8 protein-coding genes and 1 pseudogene are annotated in these 22,318 nt (G+C 69.6%); 3 read left to right on the top strand and 6 right to left on the bottom strand.

Going from position 1 to position 22,318, the window contains the following annotated elements:
- Positions 1–33: 33 nt before the first annotated feature.
- The 4 genes from ACFYNS_RS20775 to ACFYNS_RS20760 form a co-directional block, all read right to left on the bottom strand.
- Positions 34–1,677 (bottom strand): hypothetical protein, encoded by a 1,644-nt coding sequence (locus ACFYNS_RS20775; RefSeq protein WP_388604387.1) that lies wholly within the window; start codon positions 1,675–1,677, stop codon positions 34–36.
- A gap of 214 nt (positions 1,678–1,891) precedes the next feature.
- Positions 1,892–6,100, bottom strand: a complete 4,209-nt coding sequence (locus tag ACFYNS_RS20770; RefSeq protein WP_388604386.1) for an Eco57I restriction-modification methylase domain-containing protein — start codon at positions 6,098–6,100, stop codon at positions 1,892–1,894.
- Positions 6,100–9,066, bottom strand: a complete 2,967-nt coding sequence (locus ACFYNS_RS20765; RefSeq protein WP_388604385.1) for a DEAD/DEAH box helicase — start codon at positions 9,064–9,066, stop codon at positions 6,100–6,102. Before ACFYNS_RS20765 ends, ACFYNS_RS20770 begins: the two co-directional genes overlap by 1 nt.
- Before the next feature lie 40 nt (positions 9,067–9,106).
- A complete protein-coding gene (locus ACFYNS_RS20760) occupies positions 9,107–15,463 on the bottom strand; it encodes a protein kinase (protein ID WP_388604383.1) in 6,357 nt (2,118 codons plus the stop codon).
- Between the two features lie 821 nt (positions 15,464–16,284).
- Here ACFYNS_RS20760 and ACFYNS_RS20755 point away from each other — a divergent pair.
- Positions 16,285–19,215: a putative dsRNA-binding protein gene (locus tag ACFYNS_RS20755; protein ID WP_388604381.1), complete on the top strand. Its 2,931-nt coding sequence runs from the start codon at positions 16,285–16,287 to the stop codon at positions 19,213–19,215.
- Positions 19,216–19,355: 140 nt separating this feature from the next.
- Here the strand turns inward: ACFYNS_RS20755 and ACFYNS_RS20750 are convergent, their stop codons facing one another.
- A complete protein-coding gene (locus ACFYNS_RS20750) occupies positions 19,356–19,904 on the bottom strand; it encodes a GIY-YIG nuclease family protein (protein ID WP_388604379.1) in 549 nt (182 codons plus the stop codon).
- Between the two features lie 231 nt (positions 19,905–20,135).
- Between ACFYNS_RS20750 and ACFYNS_RS20745 the strand changes: the two genes are divergently transcribed.
- Positions 20,136–20,990 carry a hypothetical protein gene (locus ACFYNS_RS20745; RefSeq protein ID WP_388604377.1) on the top strand — a complete coding sequence of 285 codons (855 nt, stop codon included), beginning with the start codon at positions 20,136–20,138 and terminating at the stop codon, positions 20,988–20,990.
- Between the two features lie 7 nt (positions 20,991–20,997).
- Here the strand turns inward: ACFYNS_RS20745 and ACFYNS_RS20740 are convergent, their stop codons facing one another.
- Positions 20,998–21,189 carry a hypothetical protein gene (locus tag ACFYNS_RS20740; RefSeq protein WP_388604375.1) on the bottom strand — a complete coding sequence of 64 codons (192 nt, stop codon included), beginning with the start codon at positions 21,187–21,189 and terminating at the stop codon, positions 20,998–21,000.
- A 46-nt stretch (positions 21,190–21,235) separates the two neighbouring features.
- Between ACFYNS_RS20740 and ACFYNS_RS20735 the strand changes: the two are divergent.
- Positions 21,236–21,996 (top strand): annotated as a pseudogene (locus ACFYNS_RS20735) (IS5 family transposase); the annotation flags it as partial.
- Positions 21,997–22,318 lie beyond the last annotated feature (322 nt).

Here is a 22,318-nt window from a genome sequence, read left to right as displayed (position 1 = left end):
ACACGGCCGGCAGGCTGCGACCCCATAGGGCCGTCAGGTGAGGGTATTGCGCAGGTGCGGGCCGAGGTAGCCGATGTACACCTTTCCTGAACTGGAACAGTCGTCATAGAAGTAGAGGCGTGGGGCGATCGTGTTGCCCCCGCCGATCTTCAGGTGAGCCTGCATGAAGACCCGGCCATCGGGAGCTGCCGTCTTCGGAACCGGGAGCATGCGCTCACCGCGCAGCTTCGCGCTGCGGGCAACGGTGTCCGACTCGCGCATCGCCACCTTCGCGGCGGGGAAAGGGGCGGCGCTGGAAGCATCCGACTTGCACCAACTCAGAAAGTCGCCGGACGATGCGCCGTCGGCGGCGGTCTGAGCGAAGTCGTTCAGCGCCAGAAGGCCGTCCCAGGCGACATACAGCCAATTGTCCACGGACTGGCTGTCGAGAGATCGGGTGATCTTGCGGTTCCCGGTGAAGGAGATGCCGGGGAGCGTACCCAAGCGGTCCAGGAGGTCGGAGAACGTCGTTGGATAGCTGATGTCCGGAGAGGCCGTCGGCGTGTGCGCGACGGCGAACTGACCCGCCTCCTGAAGCTGTTCCCGCAGAAAGCGTATGAGGCGCTGGGACTCCTGCACCTTGTCGTACAGTTCTTCGTTCTCACCGCGCAGCTCGTCGCTGTCCTGCTCCGCCTTCGTCAGCTCCGCATACAGGTCGTCGATCTCCTTGGCCCGGATGGCTTCGGCGTGTTCCGCCTCGTCCAGCAGGGCTGTCAGCGCCGCGTTGTCGGACCGGAGCTGGACGAGGTCCGTGCCATCCGTTGTCCGGGGACGGGTGCGCTGTCGCGGGATGCCGAGCAGAGCTGCGGGAAGAGGCTGGCGGGAGGCCAGCCTCTGGGGGAGCGCGGCGAGGATGGACGCGGCACGGCGGAGGTCGCCCTCGATGGTGCGTCGTGCCATCACGGGGTGGCGCTGCGCGTCCGGCTTCCACGCCGGATCTATGCCCGGAAGGTAGGTGCGGACACCCCCTCCGAAGACGGGGTGGTACTCCAGCTCCGCGTTCAACTTGGTCTGTGCTTCCGGGGTGAGGACATACAGCACAGCCAGCCCGTGCAGAAAGCGGAAGAGCGGTTCGACGACGGACCGCGACCAGTCGTCGGCGTCCTTCCCGTACGGCACCGTGGCGATGACGACGGGCATGCGGCGGCTGCTGTCGCACAGCTCCTCGATGACGTCGTCGACATCATCGGCCTCGACGAAGGCGGGCGCTGCGGCGACATCGGCAAGCCCGTCCCGTGCCTCCAAGGCGTCGAGGAGCGAGCGGACGATGTTCGGCGTGTTGGCGCGCTTGGGGAGATCGTCGTCACCGGCCGGCTGGTGCTCGATGTCGAGCTGCACCCACGCACGGCCCGCGTCGTCCTCCAGGCCGGAGCGCACGACGAGCGTGGACTGCCAGGTGCCCGAGACCTTGGTCGGTGTCTCCCGCATACGCCACCGGCTGTACGCGCCCTTGCGGCCGGACTCCGAGTCACGGGTGAGCGTCGCGTGAGGGGCGATCTCGGTTCGTTCCCCGTCCACCCCGGACGGGTCGTACCCCTTGCCGCGGATCCACTCGATTAACTGCCGCTCCGCGATGCCGCAGGCTTTGACATAGTTCAGCTCGGTCGAGACCACCATCCGGTAGCCGCGTGGTTCCATGAGCGCTCCTCGTCGTTGATGGAGGCGGGACAGGGACGGGTGGGCCTGTGGCCCTGCTCCAGGAGTGTGGCGCAGGGCTCTGACATAGCCCGAAGAACAGGCATGGGAATGCCGGGCCTCCAGCTCTGCTGCTTCGGCATTCTCGCGGCCCGTCGTCGGCGCATGCCTGGATGACCATGCAGGCATGCAGGCGGTGGGCCCAGACTCCGGGGAATCACTCGTGCCGGGGACCCTGGCCCGGAGGCGGGGTGAGCGTGGAGCGGTATGTGCCGGAGTGGCCCTCAGTGAGTGGCTTCTCCAGGGTCAGGCCGGCCTCGGCCATCCGGTCGTACTCGGCCAGGACGAGCCGCTTGGTGCGGTACTCGCCGAACTTGGCGATCTCGTTGTTCTTGAGACCGCCCGACTCCGACTGGAACGACTCCAGGATGTAGTCGGTGTCATCATGCGAGATTCCGTAGAGGTGGAAGAAGTAGGCGTCCAGTTCAGCGCGGAGCTGCGCCCGCCGCTCCTCGTCCCACCGGAAAGGCTCGCCCTCGTCGCCCAGGTCGCGTGCGAGGGGCGTCATGTCGTTCGCGGTGTGGACGAGTTCGAGGACCCGGGGGAGGAGGAAGGGGAGATGGGGCTCAAGGGTGGTGGGGGTGGGGACGGGAAGCTGCTTCCAAGTGTAGAGCTTCATATGGGCGCCGTTGATCTTCTGACGGCTCACGTAGTCGAAGATCAAGGACGACTGAGTGGCAATCAATGCGGCTACCAAGGGTGGCGTGACTCCGGGAAGCATGAGCGGGAAGGTCTCGACCGCTGCCGTGCGAGGAAGGAAGGCAGGAATCGCTGTGCGCACATTCGTTGAGGCCGTTACATCGCACCACCCGCAGAGCCAATCATGATTCCATTTCTCTTCGGCGAGGCGCTGCTCGACTCCTCTGACTTTAACTTCTCTTCCATTGCGGATCGTTGAAATTTTCCCGCTTTGCTGGATCCAGCTGAGTGGCAACGCCAGACGTGTAGGATCACGCAGATCTTCAGCGGTTAGGTACCTGGGCTGATTCTGGCGGTTTACTGCTGTCGAACTCTTGACAACATCTGCGGCTCGATGGTTGAAAAAGTCCACCATCTTCGCCTCGTAAAGTGGTGACATATACTCGTCACCTCGCTGGAAGGTATTCCCGCTGAGTGTCCAGCCTTCGGATTCAAGTCGTTCATGGCTGCGGAAGACGTCGGAGTCGTCCGTTGTGTGAAAAAATGTTGCTTTGAAGTTGATCCGCCAGGGATTCCCGTTTCGCCGTTCTTCCTCGCGCAGCACTGGGATACGTCGATACACTCCGGCCGTGATATTCGCGTCGCGCTGTGTGCGGAACACTGGGAGCGTGCCCGTATTCGGGTTAATGCGAGCCAAGTCTTCTGGGTCTAGTGAAAAGACCCGGTCCGGATGTTCCAGATCTGCGGTGTCAGAGAGGTAGAAACCGATGCGACTTGCGCCCGCGTGTGTGGCCCGACCGGTGAGGGAAAGTAGGCAGAACTTGTAGCTGGAGTGCACACTCTCGAACCACTTTCCGCCGTTCGGCAGGACGGGTGACTTCGGGCGACGATTCTCGAAGTCGTACAGCGACGCCAGCACCCCCCGCCGGGTGAAGTCCGCGAACAGATGCTGGGAACCGGCGCCCGTGGCGATGGCTGTCGGCAGGAGCAAGCCGACCCGTCCCCGGTGTGCGACCACGGTCGCCATCCGCTCGGCGAAGAGCTGATCGGTCTGAATCATTGTGACGCCCTTGACCGTCAGCCCCTTCGCGCACAACGGGAAGACTCCGGAGTCCCCCGCGAAGTGGAAGGTGCCCTTCACCGCACGCCGGGCCGCTCGGTACCGCTTGCCGGCCTTCGGGTTCTCCTGCTCCCACTCCGTGATCCGCGTTCGGCGAGCGGTCCCGGAGATCTCCGCGATCTCGGGGGCGACCACGCTGAAGTACTTCTTGTCCTCGAAGTCGACCTTGTCCCACGGCGGGTTGCCGACCACGCACGAGAATCCGCCGGCCCACCCCGTGGCCGCATCTACGGCAGCGGCATCCGCACCCGCATCGGTATCCGCGCCCAGGCCCGCACCCGCCGCGCCGTCCTCCGGGACGCGGAAGATCTCCGGGAACTCCAGGTGCCAGTGGAAGAAGGCGTACTGATCCCGCAGGCCGGCGATCTCCTCGTGCGTCGACTGGGGAGCCGCGTCGCCCTTGGGGTCCTCCAGCCCGCGGAACACCTTGTGGGTGAGGGCCGGGGGCTTGCCCTTGGCCTTGACCCACACGAAGGCGGCGCACCAGGCGTCCGCGATGTGCAGGGCGTGCCGGTACTCGTCCGAGGTCGCCCAGTTGCGGTAGGCGGCTTCCTTGCGGCGGATGTCGGCGAGATCGTCGGCCGGGGCGGCGGTGATGCTGCGCATCCCGCGCGCGAAGGAGGCGTTGGCGACCTTCGTCGCCGTCTCGACCTCGAACAGACCGCCCTGGCCCTCGCGTTCGAGCGCGTTGCGGTTGAACAGCGCCCGCGCATGCGCTTCGTCGTCGCCTTCGGTCTTCTTGAACGCCTTGTCCGGGATACCGTCCCGCAGCAGGGCGGGGGTCGCGCCGATCAGGCCGTTGCCGTGCTTGATGTGGGCGTCGAGGAAGCCGAGGGGACGGCCGGGTTCCATGGCCTCCAGCCACAGCGAGACCTTGGCGAGTTCGACCGCCATGGGGTTGAGGTCGACGCCGTACACGCACTGGGCGGCGACCTCGTGGAGGGCGTGACGTACCGCCTCGGCGGTGGGCTCGGGGTTGCGTTCACGGATGGCGGCGAGGCGTTTGGCGATCCGGCGGGCCGCCGCCACCAGGAAGTGGCCGGAGCCGCAGGCCGGGTCGCAGACCGTGAGGGAGAGGAGTTCCTCGGCGATCGTCCCGGCCGGGTCGGCCAGACCCTCCGCACTCGCGCGCCGTTCTCCGCGCTGGACGGCGTCGTCTATCACCGGGTTCAGCGTGGAGTCCAGCAGCGTTTCGGTGAGCGCCGTAGGGGTGTAGTAGCTGCCGGTCTGCTTGCGGTCGTTGCCGATCCGGTCGACCAGTTCGAAGGTGCGGTCGGCGGCACTGTGCTTGGGCACCAGCTCCAGCAGCGCCTCGTACACCGAGCCGAGTTCCTCGGCGCCCATGTGCAGGTAGTCGACGGGGCGCCAGCGGGCGGAGCCCACATCGCGGACGCGGGACAGGTGCTTGACGGCCTCGAACAGGTGGCGGTTGGCCAGTCGTGCACCGTGCAGCGGTTCGTCGGCGGCGGTGTCGTTGAAGAGGCCGCCGAGCCCCTTCAGACCCAGTTCGGGCCGTCCGCCCTCGGAGCCGAGCGCCCCGATCAGCAGCTCCAGCACGCGGTACTGGTCGTCGTGCGCCGTCCCCAGGCGGCGCAGGGCGTGGCGGCGCAGCCGGGCGGTGGAGAAGTAGCGGCCGTAACGCTCGCGGGTGGCTTCATCGGCTTCTGGGGCCAGCAGGGCGCCGCGGTCCTCGGCGACGAAGAGGAAGATCATGCGGTAGGCGAGCCGGAGCAGCGCCGTCTGGAAGGCGTGGACGTCGAGGTCCTGGCGCAGCCGGTCGTTGTGCGGGTGGCTCAGAAACCCCGTGCCCAGGACGGTGAGTGCTGCCTGGACACCGTCGCGGAAGTGGTCCAGGGCGCGGCTGCCGGACTCTATGGCGACCGTCCGCCACTTCTCCAGCCGGCACCCCGAGGCCGCGGTCCCCTCCGGCACCGCGAACCGGGAGGCGTGCAGCACGCAGTACAGCAGCACGAACTCGCTGAACAGCTCGCCGTCGAAGAGCGCTTCCAGGTCGAACTCGACGTAGGCGGCGGTGGCGAAGGACGAGGAGTCGCGCAGCAGGCGCAGCCGGCGGCCGTTGGTGAGGACGGCCCACAGATGGGCGTCGGTGCGGTTGAGGCAGTCCTGCAGCATCGACTGGGCCGGGACCTGCCCGGCCGCCGGGCGCTTGTCCAGCTCCTGGTTCCAGGGGATGAGGTGGACGAGGGCCGGGCCGTGGTGGTGGGAGACGGGGAAGCGCTTGTCCGGGTCCGAGTCGGCCGGGATGCCCGCCGTGCCGACGTCCGTCAGCGCGCCGAAGTCGAGCTTGCGGAAGAGCTGGGCCAGCCAGTCGGTGCCGGCCCGGCCGGTGGGGTCGGCGGCGGGGGCGCCGGTCTCCGGATCGGCGGGCAGCGCTGCGCGCAGGTCGCGCCAGAGCGGCTTGAGGTACTCCCAGGCGCGCTCGGCCTCGTCGCGCACGGGTACCGAGGCCGGGAGGCCGTAGTCGGCGGGCTTGGTGCCCGGCAGGTTCCGCGCCTCGGCGATGCGCAGCAGCATGTCGGCGGGGAGCAGTCCGCCGACCGTGGTCACGGCGGTGAAGGCCAGGGCGGTGCGGGTGGCGGCGGACATCAGGCTTCGGCTCCGGAGGCGGTAGCGGTGGCGGGGGCGGCGGGCGGCAGATAGAGGTACACGCCGAGGATGTCGGCGGGCTCCTGCGGGACGACCTTCAGGCCGCGGACGATCTCCTCGTTGGCCTTGCGGACCCGGCGGTGCGAGGCGTCCAGCTCGGCGGCCAGGCGCGTGCCGTACCCGGTGAGGTGTGCGGCCAGGTCCGGGAGCGCGTCCAGATCGCGGGCGATCTGGTTGCGGGCCCGCTGCTCGTGCGTGAGGGCGCGGGCGCCGACCGACAGGAGCGCGGTGGCGGCCTCGTCGTCCAGCCAGCGGGCGCGCGACGGCAGGCCCTCGTAGGCGAGCAGGCGGGCGTCCTCGGCGACCAGCTGCCGGTCGCCCGAACGGGAGGGAAGGGTGAGGTGGAAGCGGTAGCGGACGAGCAGGAGCGTGGTGCGGGTGGTGACCTCCTCTGTCGTCACCACACCGCAGCGGCGGGCCGGGCGGGGGCCGTGCGCGTTCGCGTCCAGTGCCGAGTCGAGCACATAGGAGGCGAGGGCGCCGACCGCCGGATCGGTGCGCACCAGAGCGGCCTCCCCGCGGGCGATCGCGGGCGAGGTGCGGAACGGAACCTGCCGGCCCTCCTCGACGAGCCGGCCGCCCAGCGTGGCGGCGAGCGCGTCCCGCAGCCCGGCCGGGGTGCCGCCGACCTGTGCGGTGAAGTCGCCGGCGCCGTCGCGCCCTGAGGATGTGCCCGTGCGGACTACGGCATCCAGGTCGCGCAGCGCCGCCAGAGTGAAGGCGCGCACCTCCTCGGTGCCGCCGAGCGCCGCCCGGACGGCGGCCACCTCGCGGGCCACCTCCTCGGGGTGGATGGCGCGCTGCGCGTACTTGGAGCGGGACGTCTTCTCCCGCTCCGCCGCCGAGGCCCACTCGCGCTCGATCCGGTCGAAGGACTCCTGGTGGCCGTCCACGTCGAACAGGCTCTCCTGGCTGCCCTGCCGGCCGTGCAGCAGCAGCCACTCCACGACGGCGTCGGTGACACCGGAGGCGGTCTCGTCGGGGACGGAGACCGAGATGCCCAGGTCCTTCTTGATCTGCCGGTGCTTCTTGAACAGCACCTCCAGCACCTTGCCGTCGATGCCGTTGTCCTCGCCGTACATGGTGATGACACGGACCTGGTCGCGCTTTTGGCCGTAGCGGTCGACGCGGCCTTCCCGCTGGTCGTGGCGGGTCGGGTTCCAGGCCAGGTCGTAGTGGACGACGGCGTCGAAGTGGTGCTGGAGATTGACGCCCTCGGAGAGGCAGTCGGTGGCGATCAGCACCCGGCGGGCCGCGGGATCGTCGCCGTCCTCCCCGGCGGAGTCGGCGGCAAGCTGCTCGATGCGCTCCAGCCGCTGCTGCGGGGAGAGCGTCCCCGTCACGGCGACGGTCTGCGTCTTCTTCCCGAGCTTGTCCTTGAGCTGTGCGGCCAGATACTCGGCAGTGGGGATGTACCGGCAGAAGACGATCGGGTGGTAGCCGTCGGAGATCAGGTTCTTCAGATGCCGGGTGAGCGCCTTCAGCTTCGCGTCCTCGGCCGGACCGACGAGCTTCCCGGCCCGCTCGGCGAGCTCCGCCAGCCGGGCGCCCGCGTCCTCCGCCTCCGCGGCACCCGGCGCGACATCCATGCCCTCCAGCCGGTCGTTGTCCGCGGAGTCGGCGGCCACCGGAGCGCCGAGAAGGTCCGCCTCGTGCGCGGTGCGGGCGGTGGCGGACTCGGAACGGGTCTTGAGGGTCTGCTTGGCGGCCGCGGGTGAGGAGACCATCGAACGCAGCAGCGCGATCACCGACCACCAGGCGATCCGGGCCTCCCGCCTGCCCTGCTCACCGGCCGCCGCCACCCGGTCCCTGGCGTAGCCGATGGCGTCGTCGAGCAGCGCCCGGTAGGCGGGCGTCAGCTTGTACGGCTCGTCCTTTGTCCAACGGTCGGAGGGGAAGGCGGTCCGCTCGGCCAGGGAGTCGTCGGCGAGCCCGTCCTCCCTGGTGAGGTAGTCGCGGACATCGGCGCGCTTGCGGGCCACGAAGTGCTCGGCGAGCCTCGCCCGGCCCGCCGCCGCCTCCAGGTCCAGCGTCGCCAGTTCTGGCCGCACCAGACCGAGCAGATTGCGGAACCCGGACTCCTTGCCGGAGTGCGGCGTCGCGGTGAGCAGCAGCAGATGGCGGTCGGCGTCCGCGGAGACCTTCTGCAGCAGCTCGTAGCGGAGCTGGTGGGAGGAGGAGCCGCCGGCCTGCGCGGTGTCGTCGGCGGCGACGCAGGCGTGCGCCTCGTCGACGATCACCAGGTCGGGGCAGTGCCGCAGGAAGTCCTCGCGGTGCCGGGTCGACTTGATGAAGTCCGTCGAGATGATCGTGAACGGATGCCGGTCGAACAGCGACTGGCCCAGCTCCAGTCCGCGCTCCAGCCGCGACACCGTGGAGGCGAGGACCAGTTCGGCATCGATGCCGAACTTCCCCCGCAGCTCGGCCTGCCACTGCTCGGCCAGCGCCGGGGAGCAGAGCACCGCCAGCCGCGTGGCCTCCCCCTGCGCCAGCAGCTCCTTGGCGATCAGCCCCGCCTCGACCGTCTTGCCGATGCCGACATCGTCCGAGATCAGCAGCCGGACCGTGCGCTGCCGCAGCGCCATCAGCAGCGGCACCAGCTGATAGGCCCGGGGCTCCACCGCGATGGAGGCCAGAGAGCGGAAGGGGCCCGCACCCGACCGGAACCCGATCCGCAGCGCCGTGCGCAGCAGGCCCGCAGCGCGCTGGTCGCCCAGGTCGGCGGCGCTCGGGGCCGCGAACTCGGCGGCCCGCACGTCCTCGAAAGCGGGGAAGACGGCCGCGATGTCGTCCTCGCCGCCGCCCAGCGGGCGCAGCACCAGCATGTCGGAGGCGCTCTCGGGCAGCACCACCCATTCCCGGCCGCGGGCGGCGACCAGCGAGCCGGCCGTGTACGTGAGGCTCATGTGAGGTCTCAATTCTGGTAAGTCGCGAAGGAGGCGGCCGTCAACGAAGCTGGAAATAGGACGCGTTGTGCTCGATGATCGCGTCCCAGTCGGCGTCCGTGGGGAAGCGCAGCACGTCCCAGCCGGCCTCCTCCAGGCGGTAGCCGGCCTCGATGTCACGGGCGGAGTCGGGTGAGCGGCCAGGACCGTCGACGAAGACGGCGAGGCTCGCCCCGTCCAGGTAGAAGACGAGGTCCGGGCAGGCAGCCGCGCTGTCGACCAACACGTCGACCTCGTCCGGCAGCCGGTAGCCCTTCGCCTTCAGCCAGCCCAGCAGGTCTCCCTCGACGACGAGGGCCGTCAGATCGGTCTCCGTCCTGGTGAGGGCCGATGCCGGGGCGCTGCCCGGGTCGGCCTCGCCGCCGCCGGCCGCCGGGGCCAGCCGGCGGAACCGTTCGCTGCGGGACTCGCCGCGGTCCTCCCGCTCGGTGCGGGCACCGGCCAGCCGCACCAGCAGCGGGCCGGCGGTGTGCCGGCTCAACCGCCGGTGGTGCGTCTGGTTGGCGTAGGTCAGCAGGCAGGCATAGCAGCCGCGGGCGCACTTCCCGCCGTCCTCGGGCCCGCCGAGATCCTCGCCCGTCTCCGGGTCGAAATGGCAGATCTCCAGGGCCCTGCGGGCCGCATGCGCGAGCGCCTCCTTCTCGTGCTGGATCCGGCGCAGCACACCCGCACCGCCCTCGGCGGCCTCCGTGAACAGCATGCGCCGCCGCGGCCCGTCGTCCGGAGGCAGCAGTTCCGCCGTCAGTTCGGAGTCCTCCAGCTCGAACGCCGCCTCGATGCCCCGCTCCAGCGCGTACAGGAACGACAGAGCCACCGGCTCGGGCTGCGGCTCGTCCAACGTGACCACGAGGATGTTGCGGCGGTCCTCCACATAAGGCAGCACCCGCTTCTTACGGCGCTTCTCATTGCCGTCCTCGTCGACCACCGGCATGCCGGTGCCCTCGATGGCGTCGGCCGCGGCCCGGTCGTTCAGCCAGCGGCCGTCGCCCAGGTCCAGCCAGTAGCCGTCCGGCTCGCCCTCCTTGTCCCGGACGCGGCCCAGGTTGGTGATGCGCACGGTCGCCGAGTCGCCGTAGTCCAGGTCGAGAGCGGGCACGCCGTCGGCGTCGGTGACATGCGAGGTGAGGCGTCCCTTGCGGGCACCGTGGTCCTGGAACGCGTACGAGGTCTCCAGACGGAAGCCCGCCCGGCGGCGCTCCTCCTCGTCGGAGGAGATCCGCTCGCGCGGGGTCGTGTACACGGTGTGCAGCTGGAGAAGGCCGGTGCGCTTGCCCGTCAGTTGCTCGTCGCACATGGCGCAGATGTCGGCGCCGACCTTCACGGCGTGGTGGTAGCCGCAGCCGTCGCAGCGCCGGGCCTCCGCCGTCGCCAGGTCCCCCGACGCATCCGGCGGCAACTGGACCCGGGTGACCTGGTAGCGGGCGCCCTCGTGATAGATCAGCGCGCCGGGGCCGAACTCGCGGATCGCGAGGAACCGGGGACGCTGGAGATAGTCGCCGTCGGCGTTGCGGCGGTTGCCCGAACGCGGGATGTAGGCCGCGAGCGGCAGCCGGGGAAAGCTGTAACCGGGCAGGAACCCCTCGGAGGCCAGATAGCGGTACGGATTGAAGTCGCTCATCACCGACTTGCTGTCGGTGGAGCGGTTCAGCAGCAGGTTCGTCTGCGTCTCGGCCTCCCGGCGGCGCGTCCGCGCCCGGCCCTGCTCACCAGAGGAGAGGGTGTGGTCGACGACGCGCTTGTTCTGCTCGTACTGGTCGATGACGGCGGCCCGGAACAGTTGCCGCCACCGGTCGAACGAAGCGTCGAAGGCGCCCGGGGCCTGCTCGATCCGGTCCTCGATCCACTCGTCGTACCACCAGGTGGTGGACTCGAAGTCCGCGATCAGCGGAGCGAGCACGGTGCGGGCGGCGGACACCGCGCGCCGCCGGGCGTCCTCGTCCAGGGACAGATCGCGGATGTGGGAGAGCAGGGGCAGCGGCATCTGCGGGTCGGGGCGGTCGCCGGCGTCGGGGTCGTAGGCGACATCGACCACGTCCGGGACCGCGATGCCGAGCTTCATCCCCGTCTCCGCCAGCCAGATGCCCTGGAGGTGGGAGCGGACCAGATCCTCGTTGGCGAGGTCGAGCCGGGGCGGGGCGACCTGGCCGGACACCATGTCCTGGGAGCGGCGGAAGTAGTACTGGTCGTGGCTGTTGCCCGTGGCGCAGTACGTGGTCACCAGCGCCGGCTGGCCGGAACGGCCGGCCCGGCCCGAGCGCTGCGCGTAGTTCGCCGGGGTCGGCGGCACATTGCGCATCAGCACGGCGTTGAGCGAGGAGATGTCCACGCCCAGCTCCATCGTCGGCGAGCAGTACAGCAGGGGCAGGTCCGCACTGCGGAACCGCTCCTCGCGCTCCAGCCGGTCCTCGGGGGTGACCTGCGCCGTGTGCTCCCGCGCGAACAGCCCGGCCAGCTCGGCCGCCGCCGTGCGGTACAGATCGCGGAAGAACGGGTTCACACGCGGGCCCTCACCGCTGCTGTAGGTGCGCGCCAGCGGATCGACCGCGCCCCGCTCACCGCTCCCGGCCCGCCAGACCAAGGCGGCGGCCGACACTCGGTACCCGGTGCGCTTCTCCGCGGCACGGCGGCGGTACACCGGGCCGGAACGCTCGGGCGCCGCCTCCACCTCGCACACCAGTTTCGCGTCCCGCAGCACCTTCAGCAGATCCTCGATGACGTGCTGGACGTCGTCGAGGGGCAGCTCACGCAGCCCGGGCATGTTCCGCCGCAGATACTTGCCGAACTTTCCGCGGGCCGAGAGGAACAGTGCGGAGCGCTCCATGCCCGGCCGCGAACCGTAGGGGTAAGCGGTGCCGACGGACGGCCGGTCGCTCTCGCCGAGCACCCACGGTCCGGCGAGCCGCTCCTCACTGGCCCGCTGCAGAGTGTCGAAGTCGTCGCGGAAGTACTGGACATCGATGGCAAGAGCACGCCGCATGAAGTCCAGCAGCGTGCGGGCGACCTCGCCGCGCAGCGCCGGATCGGCGTCCCGCAGTTCGGCATGGGTGGCCCCCCAGCGCTCGGGCCGGGCGGCGAGCCAGTCCAGATCCTCGTAGTCGATCCGCAGCAACCCGGTCTGCTCCAGGTTCGGCATCGTGACACGCCAGCCCCGCTCCAGATCGCGGTAGAGGCGGTACCCGACGATGTCCCGGAACGCCTTCATCGCCCGGCGCTCCATCGACGGCGCCAGGTCGGTGCCCACCGCGTACTCGTGCGGCGACAGCTGCATCACGCCGGTGACGGCTTCGGCGAGGTCGTCGTGCCGCAGCCCCTCCTCTCCGGCCTGCAGCGCCGCCTGGTAGAGCGCGCCGCGCAGCTGCGTCACCTGGGCGAAGTCGTTGAAGTGCCCGGCCTGCAGCGAGGCGTCCTGACGGTTGTCGACGAAGGTGAGGAGCTTGCGCGCCTCCTTGTCCAGGCTGTCCTCGGGCACCGCCCGCAGCGACTTCACGATGGACGCGGAGATCAGCGAGGTGGCCGAGGAGCGCCCTTCCTGATCCAGGGTCGCCAGCTTGGCGAAGTCCCGGCCGCGGGTCTGCTCGTAGGAGACCTGGCAGTGCACGCAGAACAGGAACGGCGCCGGCACGAAGGCCGCCACGACCCCGTCGTCGGACTCGTTCCCACGGGCGTCCACCACGACGCGCTTGGGCACCCGGGGGCGGTAGGACTTCTTGACCACCGTCACGCCCTGGGCGTCCGGTTCCAGCCACGACTCCGGCAGCCGGCGGTCGTCCACCGCCTTCTGCGGCTCGGCCGGCCACTCGTAGTCCTCGCCCGGGATGCCCACGTACAGATAGCCCTCGCCCTCGCGGCCCCCGGAGGCGGAGGTGTCGCGGCGGGGTTCGTACCGGAAGGCGCCATTCTCCTCGGCCCGCCAGACCGTCAGGTACTCCTGGCCGCACTCGCGGCAGAACGCCAGCGGAAACAGCGGCTCGCCGTCGCTGCCCGGGTGCTCCAGCTGGTAGGTGCGGGTGAGCGGCCGGGTGAGGGGGTCCTGGAGCGTCGTGTAGACCGTGTCGCCCTTGGAGAGGAACTGGTGCAGCCGGAAGGCGAACAGCGGTCGCTCCGTCACCGGATGCTTGGCCTGCGCCCCGGCCTCAAGCGTTGTCCGGATCGCCTCGCGCACGCTGGCTTCGTCCGCCCCGGACCGCTCGGCCAGCTCGGCCGCCGCTGCCTCGACCGTGCTCGGGGCGCAGCGGCGCAGTCGTCCCGTGTCGTCCTCGCGCTCCAGTCCGAACCGGGACTCCACCCAGCGCGCCAGCGGATCCTTGGTCAGCGCGTCGTAGGAGCGGGGCGCCGCCGGTACCCGCAGCCGCTCGGCCGACACCTCCGCCGGAGCTTCCTCGGTACCGCGGACCAGGGTCTCGCCGATGATGCGCTTGGGCAGCACGGTCGTGCCGAACAGCCGGGTCGCGACCTTGGCCACCTCGCGCCGCTGCTCGTCCCACGAGCCCTCGGTCGACATCGTCGCCGAGGTGCCGATGCACTGGAGACTCCCGGAGGCCCGGCAGGCATCGCGCACGCGACGGATCAGGAACGCCACGTCCGCACCCTGCCGGCCCCGATAGGTGTGCAACTCGTCGAAGACGAGGAACTGCAGCCCCTCGGCCATCCGGATCAGGCTGGACCTGTCGTCCGGCCTGGTCAGCATCAGCTCCAGCATCACGTAGTTGGTCAGCAGGATGTCCGGTGGGTTCTTGCGCAGCTCCTGACGCCGCTCCTCGGACTCCTGACCGGTATAGCGGGCGAAGGTGACCGGTTCCTGTCCGGCCCCGAACCCATTGCGCAGGTACTTCTCCAGCTCGCCGAGCTGTGAGTTGGCCAGCGCGTTCATCGGATACACGACGATCGCGCGGACTCGGCCCCCCGCTCTCGTGCCCGCCGCCTGGCGCTCTTTGAGTACCCGATCGACGATGGGGACGATGTACGACAGCGACTTGCCCGAGCCGGTTCCGGTCGTCAGCACATAGGAGTCGCCCGCCTGCGCGGCCTCGATCGCCTGCCGCTGGTGGAGGTGGAAGGTCAGCGGCCGCCCGTTCGGGCGGAGTGCCCCTTCCTTCTTGCCGGCCTGGAAGATCTCCGCGCACTTGGGGTGCAGGATGTCGTCCCGCACGAGATCGGTGACCTGGCCTCCGTCGGCGAAGAAGGGGTTGAGCGACAGCCACGGATCGGGCCACTGCGACTTCGCGGCCAGGTCTTCCGCGACGAAGCCCTCGATCCGGGCGTCCCGGATCACCGTCGCGCTCTTGGTGAAGTCCTCGTACTCGCTGATCAGCTCCGCATGGATACCGAAGACGTCCATCGCCTCGGGCAGGCGCGGTTTTCTGCGCGGTGCTGGAGCCGTAGCAGCGGGAGCGGGCTCGGGGCGCAGTGCGCGCAGCCTGGCCACCGGGTCCATCGCCTGCCAGTGCGGGGCGAGCAGAGCGGCTGTGTCGTCCGGCGCGAAAGCGAGCGGCGCCAGTGCCTCGTGGACCATGGCGGCGTTCTCGGGCCGCAGTTCGGCGTCCTTCTCCAGCAGACGGTCCACCAGCCGGACCAGTTCGGAGGGCAGATCCGGTCGCACCAGCGTCAGCTTCGGAGGCTGGTCCTGCTGGTGCTGGTCGGCGAGATCGTAGGGGGTCTTGGCGGAGAACGGCGGCCTTCCGAGCAGCAGTTCGTACAGGATGCAGCCGAGCGCGTACAGATCGGCCGGAGCGGAGACGCGTTCGGCGCGGAACTGCTCGGGGGCCATGTAGCGAGCCGTACCGACGCTGACGCCCGTACTGGTCAGCCTCGTCTGGTCGGGGTCGTCGACGATCGAGCCCATCCCGAAGTCGAGGACCTTCAACGTGCCGTCGCGAGTCAGCATCACGTTGGCCGGCTTCAGATCGCGGTGGACGACTCCGGCGGTGTGCGCCGCGGTGAGACCGGAGGCGATCTGTGCCCCCACGGCAGCGACCCAGGAGACCGGGAGTTGCGGCTCCTCGTCGATGAGGTCGGCGAGGGGATTGCCGTCGAGCAACTCCATGGCCAGGTAGGGCAGTCCGCTGCCGCCCGGGGCCTGATCCACCCCGCCTTCGATCAGCAGGGTGAGGTTCGGGTGCCCCTGGGAGAGCATGCGCATGATCCGCACTTCACGGCGGAAGCGGTCGATCTCCTTGCCGGAGCCCGAGGTGTCGACCGCGATCCCGGTCCGGCCGCGCAGCACGGTCTTGACCGCCACCTCGCGGTTGGGGGCGTCCGGGGCGGCGTCGAGATCCTCGGCCCGGTGCACCTCGCCCATGTTCCCGCGCCCCACGGATCCCGTGATCCGGAACCGTCCGCCGACCGTGTCCAGGCCCACTGGCCCTCCCCGCATTCACCCGTCGTGTGCAAGATGGGTACACCCCGTAGGGAAGCGTACACCGTAACCTGTTGACGAGAATGCGCTCTCCTGTTGACGATGTCAACAGGATTGAGGAGTCGCCGCTGCGGACGGCGCACACCGTGCCTGAAGGCCGCCGCGAATAGACCACGGCCCGGAAGAGGATCCGGAGCCGTGGCCCAAGTGCTGCTGTACTCGCGCTCGCCGGAGCGTCCCGGCCGGGAGCCACGGCAGAGTGGTGACGCGAAGTCAGATGTCGCGGAAGAGACCAGCCAGCGCTGTGATCTGTAGCGATTACCCATCACGGGTCGCTGACCTGCGAAAATGGCCTTTCGGTTGTTTCACGCCCATGCCCGTTGATGCAGCCGGAAGTGCCAGAAAAGTCCCAGGGGACTCCCACGGTCCGAGGCCGCTCTTTCGGCTCTATGCAGCTTGTGCAGGCGCCACGCGATGCCGATCAGCCGTAGTCACCACAGCCGGAGCTCTCCTTCGGTTCTCCCGTGCGCCCACGGGCCGCTCTCCTGCCCCTGGCGGACCGCGCGGCCCGCCACCTCATGCTGCGCGTCATACGGAACGATCCGTGTCGGGTGAACCCTCCCCGAACCCGCGCCCGGCGGCATACGCTGGCCAGCCAGTGCCGCCGTGATCACCGGGAGCCCCGGGAGACGCGGCGGGAGGAAGGACAGCAGGACCGGGGGCAGGCCGCCGCCCGTACGCAAGCACCGGGGCACTGTACCGACGCCGTCTGGGAGTGCGTGCTGTGGCCGGGCAGGGCCGCGTCGCCCGGCAGGGGGAGGGCCATGAACCACTGGGTCGGCATCGTGTCGCTGCGCGAGACCGCGCCGCCGACACCCGTGCACCGCATCGCGCTCGCCATCGACGCCGCGCGGAACCGGACGTCGTACCAACTGGCCGGCCAGAGGGTGCCGTACGCGCGGATGCGGTCGGTGCTGCGCACGCTCGGTCAGGAGCATGCGCGCCACCACGAGTGGGAGCGGTACGCGTACTGCATCGACCTGGCCAGCGACTTCTTCGACGGCGGCCACCCCCCAACGGGCCTGCCCTCCTGGCTCGCCAACGAACTCCAGGACCTCCTGGATGGCAGGTCCGGCACACCGCCGACCGGTGGGCGGAGAGTGCAAGAGGCCCCTCGGCGCACCCCCTCGCGTCCTGCCCACCAGCGCCCGACGTCCACCCGCCGGGGCCGGACCACGCCGCCCGAAGTCACCCGCCCGGCCCGGCCCGCGCGGTCAGCCCCGCCCGCGGCCGGGCAGCGTCCGTCGCCCGAGCCGGTCCGGCCTTACTCCCGCGCCGAACGGCGACTCGACGTCCACGACGTCACGTACCTGGTGCTGTGCGAGCCGCCCGTGTCGCTGGTGGGCACTTACGGGCAGGAGGTCTGCGAGGCCGTGGGGAAGGCTGTGCGCGGATGGGACGCCGACGCCGAGGTCACCGCCTGGCTCGGCCTGGCCGCCGAACACCGCAGTCACCTCTACGAGAGCCACTACGCCGACCAGGTCTCCCCGCACGTGCTCGGCCTGCTCGACCGGCTCGGTGCCACCGCGCTCGACGTGATCCTGCTCGACGCTTACGTGCGACGGGCGACCCCTCGGAAAGCGGGCGAACAGTCGAGCGAACACGCCCGTCGACGCGCCGCCGCCGACTTCGCGCTCGGCGCCTGGGCCACCAAGCAGGGCCTGGTGCGCATGGGCGCGGGGGAGGCGCAGCAACCCGCCAGATCCGTCTTCGAAGGAGTGGCCCGGCAGATCCTCGGCGTGCTCAGCCTCTGTGGTGAGCACGAGATCGCCCGGAGGTTGGTCGCCTCCGTGTGGCCCGACCTCGACCGCCCGTCCGTGGAGACGGGAGCCGATCCCGTCACCCTGGCGCAAACGGCCTTCCACAGGGAAGGACTGACCTACGACTACAACGAGGAGGGCCCGGACCACCGCAAGGTCTTCCGCGCCACCGTCCGCACCGGAACCGGCCGCACGGCGGAAGGCACCGGTCAGTCCAAGAAGGCGGCGAGGGCAGCGGCGGCAGGAGCACTGCTCGACGCATACTCGCAGGTGGCCAGGGCGGCGGGCGCCGAGCGGAAGGCGGCACCCGCGACCCCGCCAGCAGCGTCGCCGCTGCCGTACGCGCAGCCGGGCAACCGGCACCGAGACGCCGTGAGCGACCTGGCGGCCATGTTCGAACTCGGCCATCGCGCGGACGGGCTCCTCGCCCAGGCCCTCACCCATGCCTCCTGGGTCCACGAGAACCAGTCGGCGGTTACCGCCGCCCGCCAGCGTGACAACCACCTCCTCGCCCATCACGGCTCGCACGTGGTGAACCACCTCGCCGCCCACATCCGCGTCCGCCAGGCCCTCGCACACAGCCTCACCCCCGACGAGGACGAGGCACGCATCCTCACCACTTCTGACGACGACACAGCCCGGCTCGGTGCGGCCCTCCAGCTCGCGGAAGGGCTGCTGACGAGCCGCGGTGAGAGCGGACAGAGCCGCACAGCGGTGTCGGACGCCACCCAGGCGGTCGTCGCCGCGGCCTGGCGCATCCACGGGCCTCGGCTGCTTAGGGGCCGGCCCGCCATCCTCGATGACTGGCTCACCGGCCTGGAACACCAGCACGACCCGGTGACCACCCTTGCCGCCATGGCCACCACATACGGCATCGACCACGAGTACATCTACGATGTCTCGGGGCCAGACCACCTGAAGAGCTTCACCGCCAAGATCAGGCTGCAGGACACTCAGGGCCGGGTCCACGCGTGGACCGAGCGTCTGCCCGGAACCCCCGGAAAGCCGGAGGCGAAGAAGGCGACCGCCGAGGCCGTCCTCGACATCCTCGCCACTCCCGTCAACGGTGCCGTCGACGATCTTGCCGCCCCGGAACGGGACCTGCTCGTCTTCCTCCTGCGGGCCCAGCTCGATGGCCTAAGCCGGCCGACGGAACGGCAGTGCGCCCGGGTGCTCGCCCGCGGCGACCTCGGCACCGGTCTCCTCGCCACCGGCGATACCGAGGCGTTTCTTGCCTGGTCAGAACGCGTCCGCCTCCTGCTTGGACCGGACGGCCCGGCCGTACCGGACGCGCTGTGCGAGCTCTACCGGAAGGTCCTCGACGACACGCGAATCGGGCCCGGCTCGCTCCTGCGCCGCATGGCCGCAGCCCCCGGACCCGACGCCGCGAGCGTGGTCCGGCGAAACGCGACGGACGCTGTATGGCGAGCGCTGAGCAACGGGCCGCAGGCAGCCTCGGTCCGAGACATCGTGCAGGCCTGGTGGCGCGACCAGGCCCCGGCCACCGGCGTCACGGTCCGCGATGACATGCGTCAGGACGTCTTCCGCCCGCTTCCCGTCCACCTCGGCGCGCTGGACGAGACCCTGACGTGGTGCGGCGAAGCCGCCGAGGCGGCCGGCACTCGAATCGACGTCGAGCTGACGGTTCAGGACGGCACGCTGCACGTCTGGCTCGGCCTCGGCAAGGTGGACGTCCGGGCGGCCTGCGACGATTTCGCCCGCCTGCTGTCCCGCACCCTTCCGTTCACCGACTGCCTGGTCGGTGACGACCATGTACTGCTGCGCTTGCACGGCGATCTCGAGACGGCTCCCCTCCATCCCCTGGCCACAGCGGGCATGGATGCCTACGTCTCCGTGCCGCTTGATCGGCGGAGGCTCACCAGGGAAGTCGCCGACGGGCCAATAGGAGCACAGGACGTGCAGCCGTACTCGTGAGAGCGCTCCGCTAGCCGGGCCACCGGCCCCAACCGCCCCGTCGCCACCGCTCAGAGGACGGTCCTTGGCCCCGGTTCCAGTCGGCCGCTGGCCCAGGGGCAGGACGCCCATCCCTGGGCGAGGATCGGGCGAAAAGTCGGCTACTTGTCCGGCCGGGGGCCGGCACTGGCATGGTAGAAGGCTCGCGCCTGCTTGACGCGGTCCCGGGAGGTGCCATGTTCCGCTCCTTCGACATTCAGCGGCGGGTGCAGTTGGGAGATCAGTTCCTTCTCCAGGGGGACGGGATCGGGGTACTCGGCCCAGGTGAGGGTGAGGTGATGGTGCATCCAATGGGTAAGGCGCTGTTCGTCCTGGGAAATCAGGACGACACGGTCGGTCCAGGTGGTGCGGTAGCTTTCGGCGGGCATGAGGAGTCCGGCCAGGGTTCGACGCAGGGTGGACCGTCCGGAGTCCCTCAGGTGGTTGGAGGCGACGCGGGACCGCAGCCGGCGGGCCTTGCCCAGGTAGAGCAGCCGCAGTCCGGCATCGCCGGTATTGACCGGTCCGGGGAAGAAGTCCGGGATCTCGGGCGGCGCCCACCAGGCGTACACCCCTGCGGTCGTGGGCAGGGCGCGGGCCGCGCGATCGAGGGTCTGGGGTGCGGAGAACAGTTCGGCTGTGGCTCGTTGAACGGTGGCGTCGTTGAGCATGGGCGCACCCTAGTGTCCTGAGTCGGCGGCGTTAGTTGGGTGTGAGCCGTCCTGGTCCGAAGAACCCGCCGTTGACGGTCACCGAACTGAGGGGCTGCTCCGAACCCGGATCATCGGGTCACATCCGGCGATCCGCCGGACGGTCGGCGGCCGGACGTACAGTGTCGGGGGGCGTCGCTCCCGGGGGCACGGGCGGCGGACGCAGGGCATCCTGCAGGTCGAAGGTGGGGCATGGACAGCAGCGAGTACGACGAATACGAGGCCATTGTCAGAGTCCGGAAAGGCACGCGTCTCGCGCGGTCGAGGAAGACTGAGGGCGCTCGTCGCGGCATGACACGTGACCCCGACACCAATCAGGTGGGTCAAGCCGAGATCTTCTTGAAGGAGAACGATCCGGATCCGGTGGCGGCGTACCCGCAGGGTTGGCTCGACTCTGGCCGGCACGAGTCGGAGGCCCGAGCGCAGGAGCGTCGAGAGAACGCGGAGTTCGTCGCCGAGGTGCTCGTCCAGATCGGCTTCAGAATAGCGGAGAAGGCCGCGCCGCACGTCAGGAAGTGGTGGTACGAACAAGCGCTTCCGGCAGCGAAGGCGAAGTGGAACGGCCAAGCGCTCCCGTCCGTGAAAGCGAAGTGGAGCAGCGTGGCGCGAAGCCGCACGAGACACCGCCGGGCTGAGGTCGCGGAGGACCTGCAGGAAGTCGTCACCGTTTCAGGCGATCAGTGGACGACCATGAGCGGCGCTGAGGCGCGGAAGCGGTTCACTGCGGCCCTGATGGCCCGGATATACAGCGATGAGCAGCTACGGCTGGTGCGCAACGCCCGGGTCGTGGATGAAGGGGAGGACGGTCCGGTGGAGCTGGGGGCGCCGGAGGACCTCACGCCTCAGCGCATCGGGGAGCACGTCGCGTTGATGCTCGAGGCGAACCCTTCGCTGCTCGGCGAGGACACCCTGGCCGAACTCGGGAAGCTCGTCGGGACAATTCGAGCCGACGGCGGCTACGTTCCCATCCCGAGAGCGGAAGGTGTGCTGCCGCACGATGACGGGAATGACCGACGAGCGGGCAAGGGGGCGACCGCGGTGAGCTGAGCCCCGGTCAGAGCGCCAGGTCGTCAAAGCGCGCATCACGATCTACCCGCTGCACTGCCCCATCGCCCCGGAGCGTGTCGTGACAGCATTCGCCGACGAGGAAGACACCCACAAGGTCCAGACTGCCGTCATCGGGCGGGCCTAATCCGACCCGCCCGTCTTCCTCCCGTACGACCACGACGAGTTCGACCTCATTCATGCTAGGCGGTGTCTTCAAATGATCTTGCGTGGTGGATCATGGTCGGGTGATACGTCGTCATGAACTGTCGGATGCCGAGTGGGAGTTCGTCCGGCCGCTGCTGCCCGAGTCGTCGCGTGGTCGCAAGCGGCTGGATGACCGCACCGTGCTCAACGGAATCGTGTGGAAGTTCCGCACCGGGACCGCCTGGCGGGACGTGCCCGAGCGGTACGGACCGTGGGCCACGCTGCACACCCGCTTCCGCCGGTGGGCTCTGGACGGCACCTTCGAGCGGATGCTCCGGGCCGCCCAGGCGCAGGCGGATGCGGCCGGGGACATCGACTGGCTGGTGTCGGTCGACTCCACCGTCGTCCGCGCCCACCAGCACGCCGCCGGGGCCCGAAAAGGGGGCTCAGCACCGGCGCACTCGGACGCTCCCGAGGCGGTCTGACCAGCAAGATCCACCTCGCTTGCGACGCTCTCGGCCGCCCGCTGGCCCTCACCGTCACCGGTGGGAACACCAACGACTGTACCCAGCTCACCACCGTGATGGACGCGATCCGGGTACCCCGGAGCGGTTCGGGACGCCCTCGCCTGCGTCCCGCTCACGTGCTCGGCGACAAGGGCTACAGCTCCAAAGCCATCCGTACCTGGCTCAGACGGCGGGGCATCGCCCACACCATTCCCGAGCGGGCCGACCAGATCGGCAAGCGCCTTCGACGGGGCAGCCACGGAGGGCGTCCGCCGGCCTTTGACAAGCAGCTCTACAAGCGGCGCAACGTGGTCGAACGCTGCTTCAACCGTCTGAAGGTGCGACACGAAGTCGCACACGTTAAGTGGGAAAGCCACGAAGGAAGGAGAGATGTGCTGACCCCGGATTAGTGTCCGTATCCGTTCCCGCGCTCACATGCGCCGCTGGTAACGGTGGGGTGTGAAGCCGAGCGTTCAAGCCCAAGAGTTTCCCGGCCGCCGGGAAGCAACAGGCGAGGGAAAGGCTGGACGGGTGAACCGCGTGAACCCCCGTTGATGTCTCGTAAGGTTGAAGCTGTCTGGTGGTTTGTAGTCGGCAGCTACAGAACCCGGCGTTGGAATACGCCAGGCGACTCCCGAGGATTTTAGGTCGGGAGGAGGACACCGCCGGTTCCGGGAT

Origin of the sequence: Streptomyces sp. NPDC006925, from assembly GCF_042869575.1 — a bacterium.
GTDB lineage: Bacteria > Actinomycetota > Actinomycetes > Streptomycetales > Streptomycetaceae > Streptomyces.
Note: the sequence above shows the minus strand (reverse complement) of the source record. Positions and strands in the feature narration are given on the sequence as shown.

What these genes read in the sequence shown, in the direction of transcription:
- ACFYNS_RS20770 (WP_388604386.1), bottom strand. Translation starts at nt 6,100, where the DNA reads ATGTCCGCCGCCACCCGCACCGCCCTGGCCTTCACCGCCGTGACCACG.
- ACFYNS_RS20750 (WP_388604379.1), bottom strand. Translation starts at nt 19,904, where the DNA reads ATGCTCAACGACGCCACCGTTCAACGAGCCACAGCCGAACTGTTCTCC.
- ACFYNS_RS20775 (WP_388604387.1), bottom strand. Translation starts at nt 1,677, where the DNA reads ATGGAACCACGCGGCTACCGGATGGTGGTCTCGACCGAGCTGAACTAT.
- ACFYNS_RS20755 (WP_388604381.1), top strand. Translation starts at nt 16,285, where the DNA reads ATGAACCACTGGGTCGGCATCGTGTCGCTGCGCGAGACCGCGCCGCCG.
- ACFYNS_RS20740 (WP_388604375.1), bottom strand. Translation starts at nt 21,189, where the DNA reads ATGAATGAGGTCGAACTCGTCGTGGTCGTACGGGAGGAAGACGGGCGG.
- ACFYNS_RS20745 (WP_388604377.1), top strand. Translation starts at nt 20,136, where the DNA reads ATGGACAGCAGCGAGTACGACGAATACGAGGCCATTGTCAGAGTCCGG.
- ACFYNS_RS20765 (WP_388604385.1), bottom strand. Translation starts at nt 9,066, where the DNA reads ATGAGCCTCACGTACACGGCCGGCTCGCTGGTCGCCGCCCGCGGCCGG.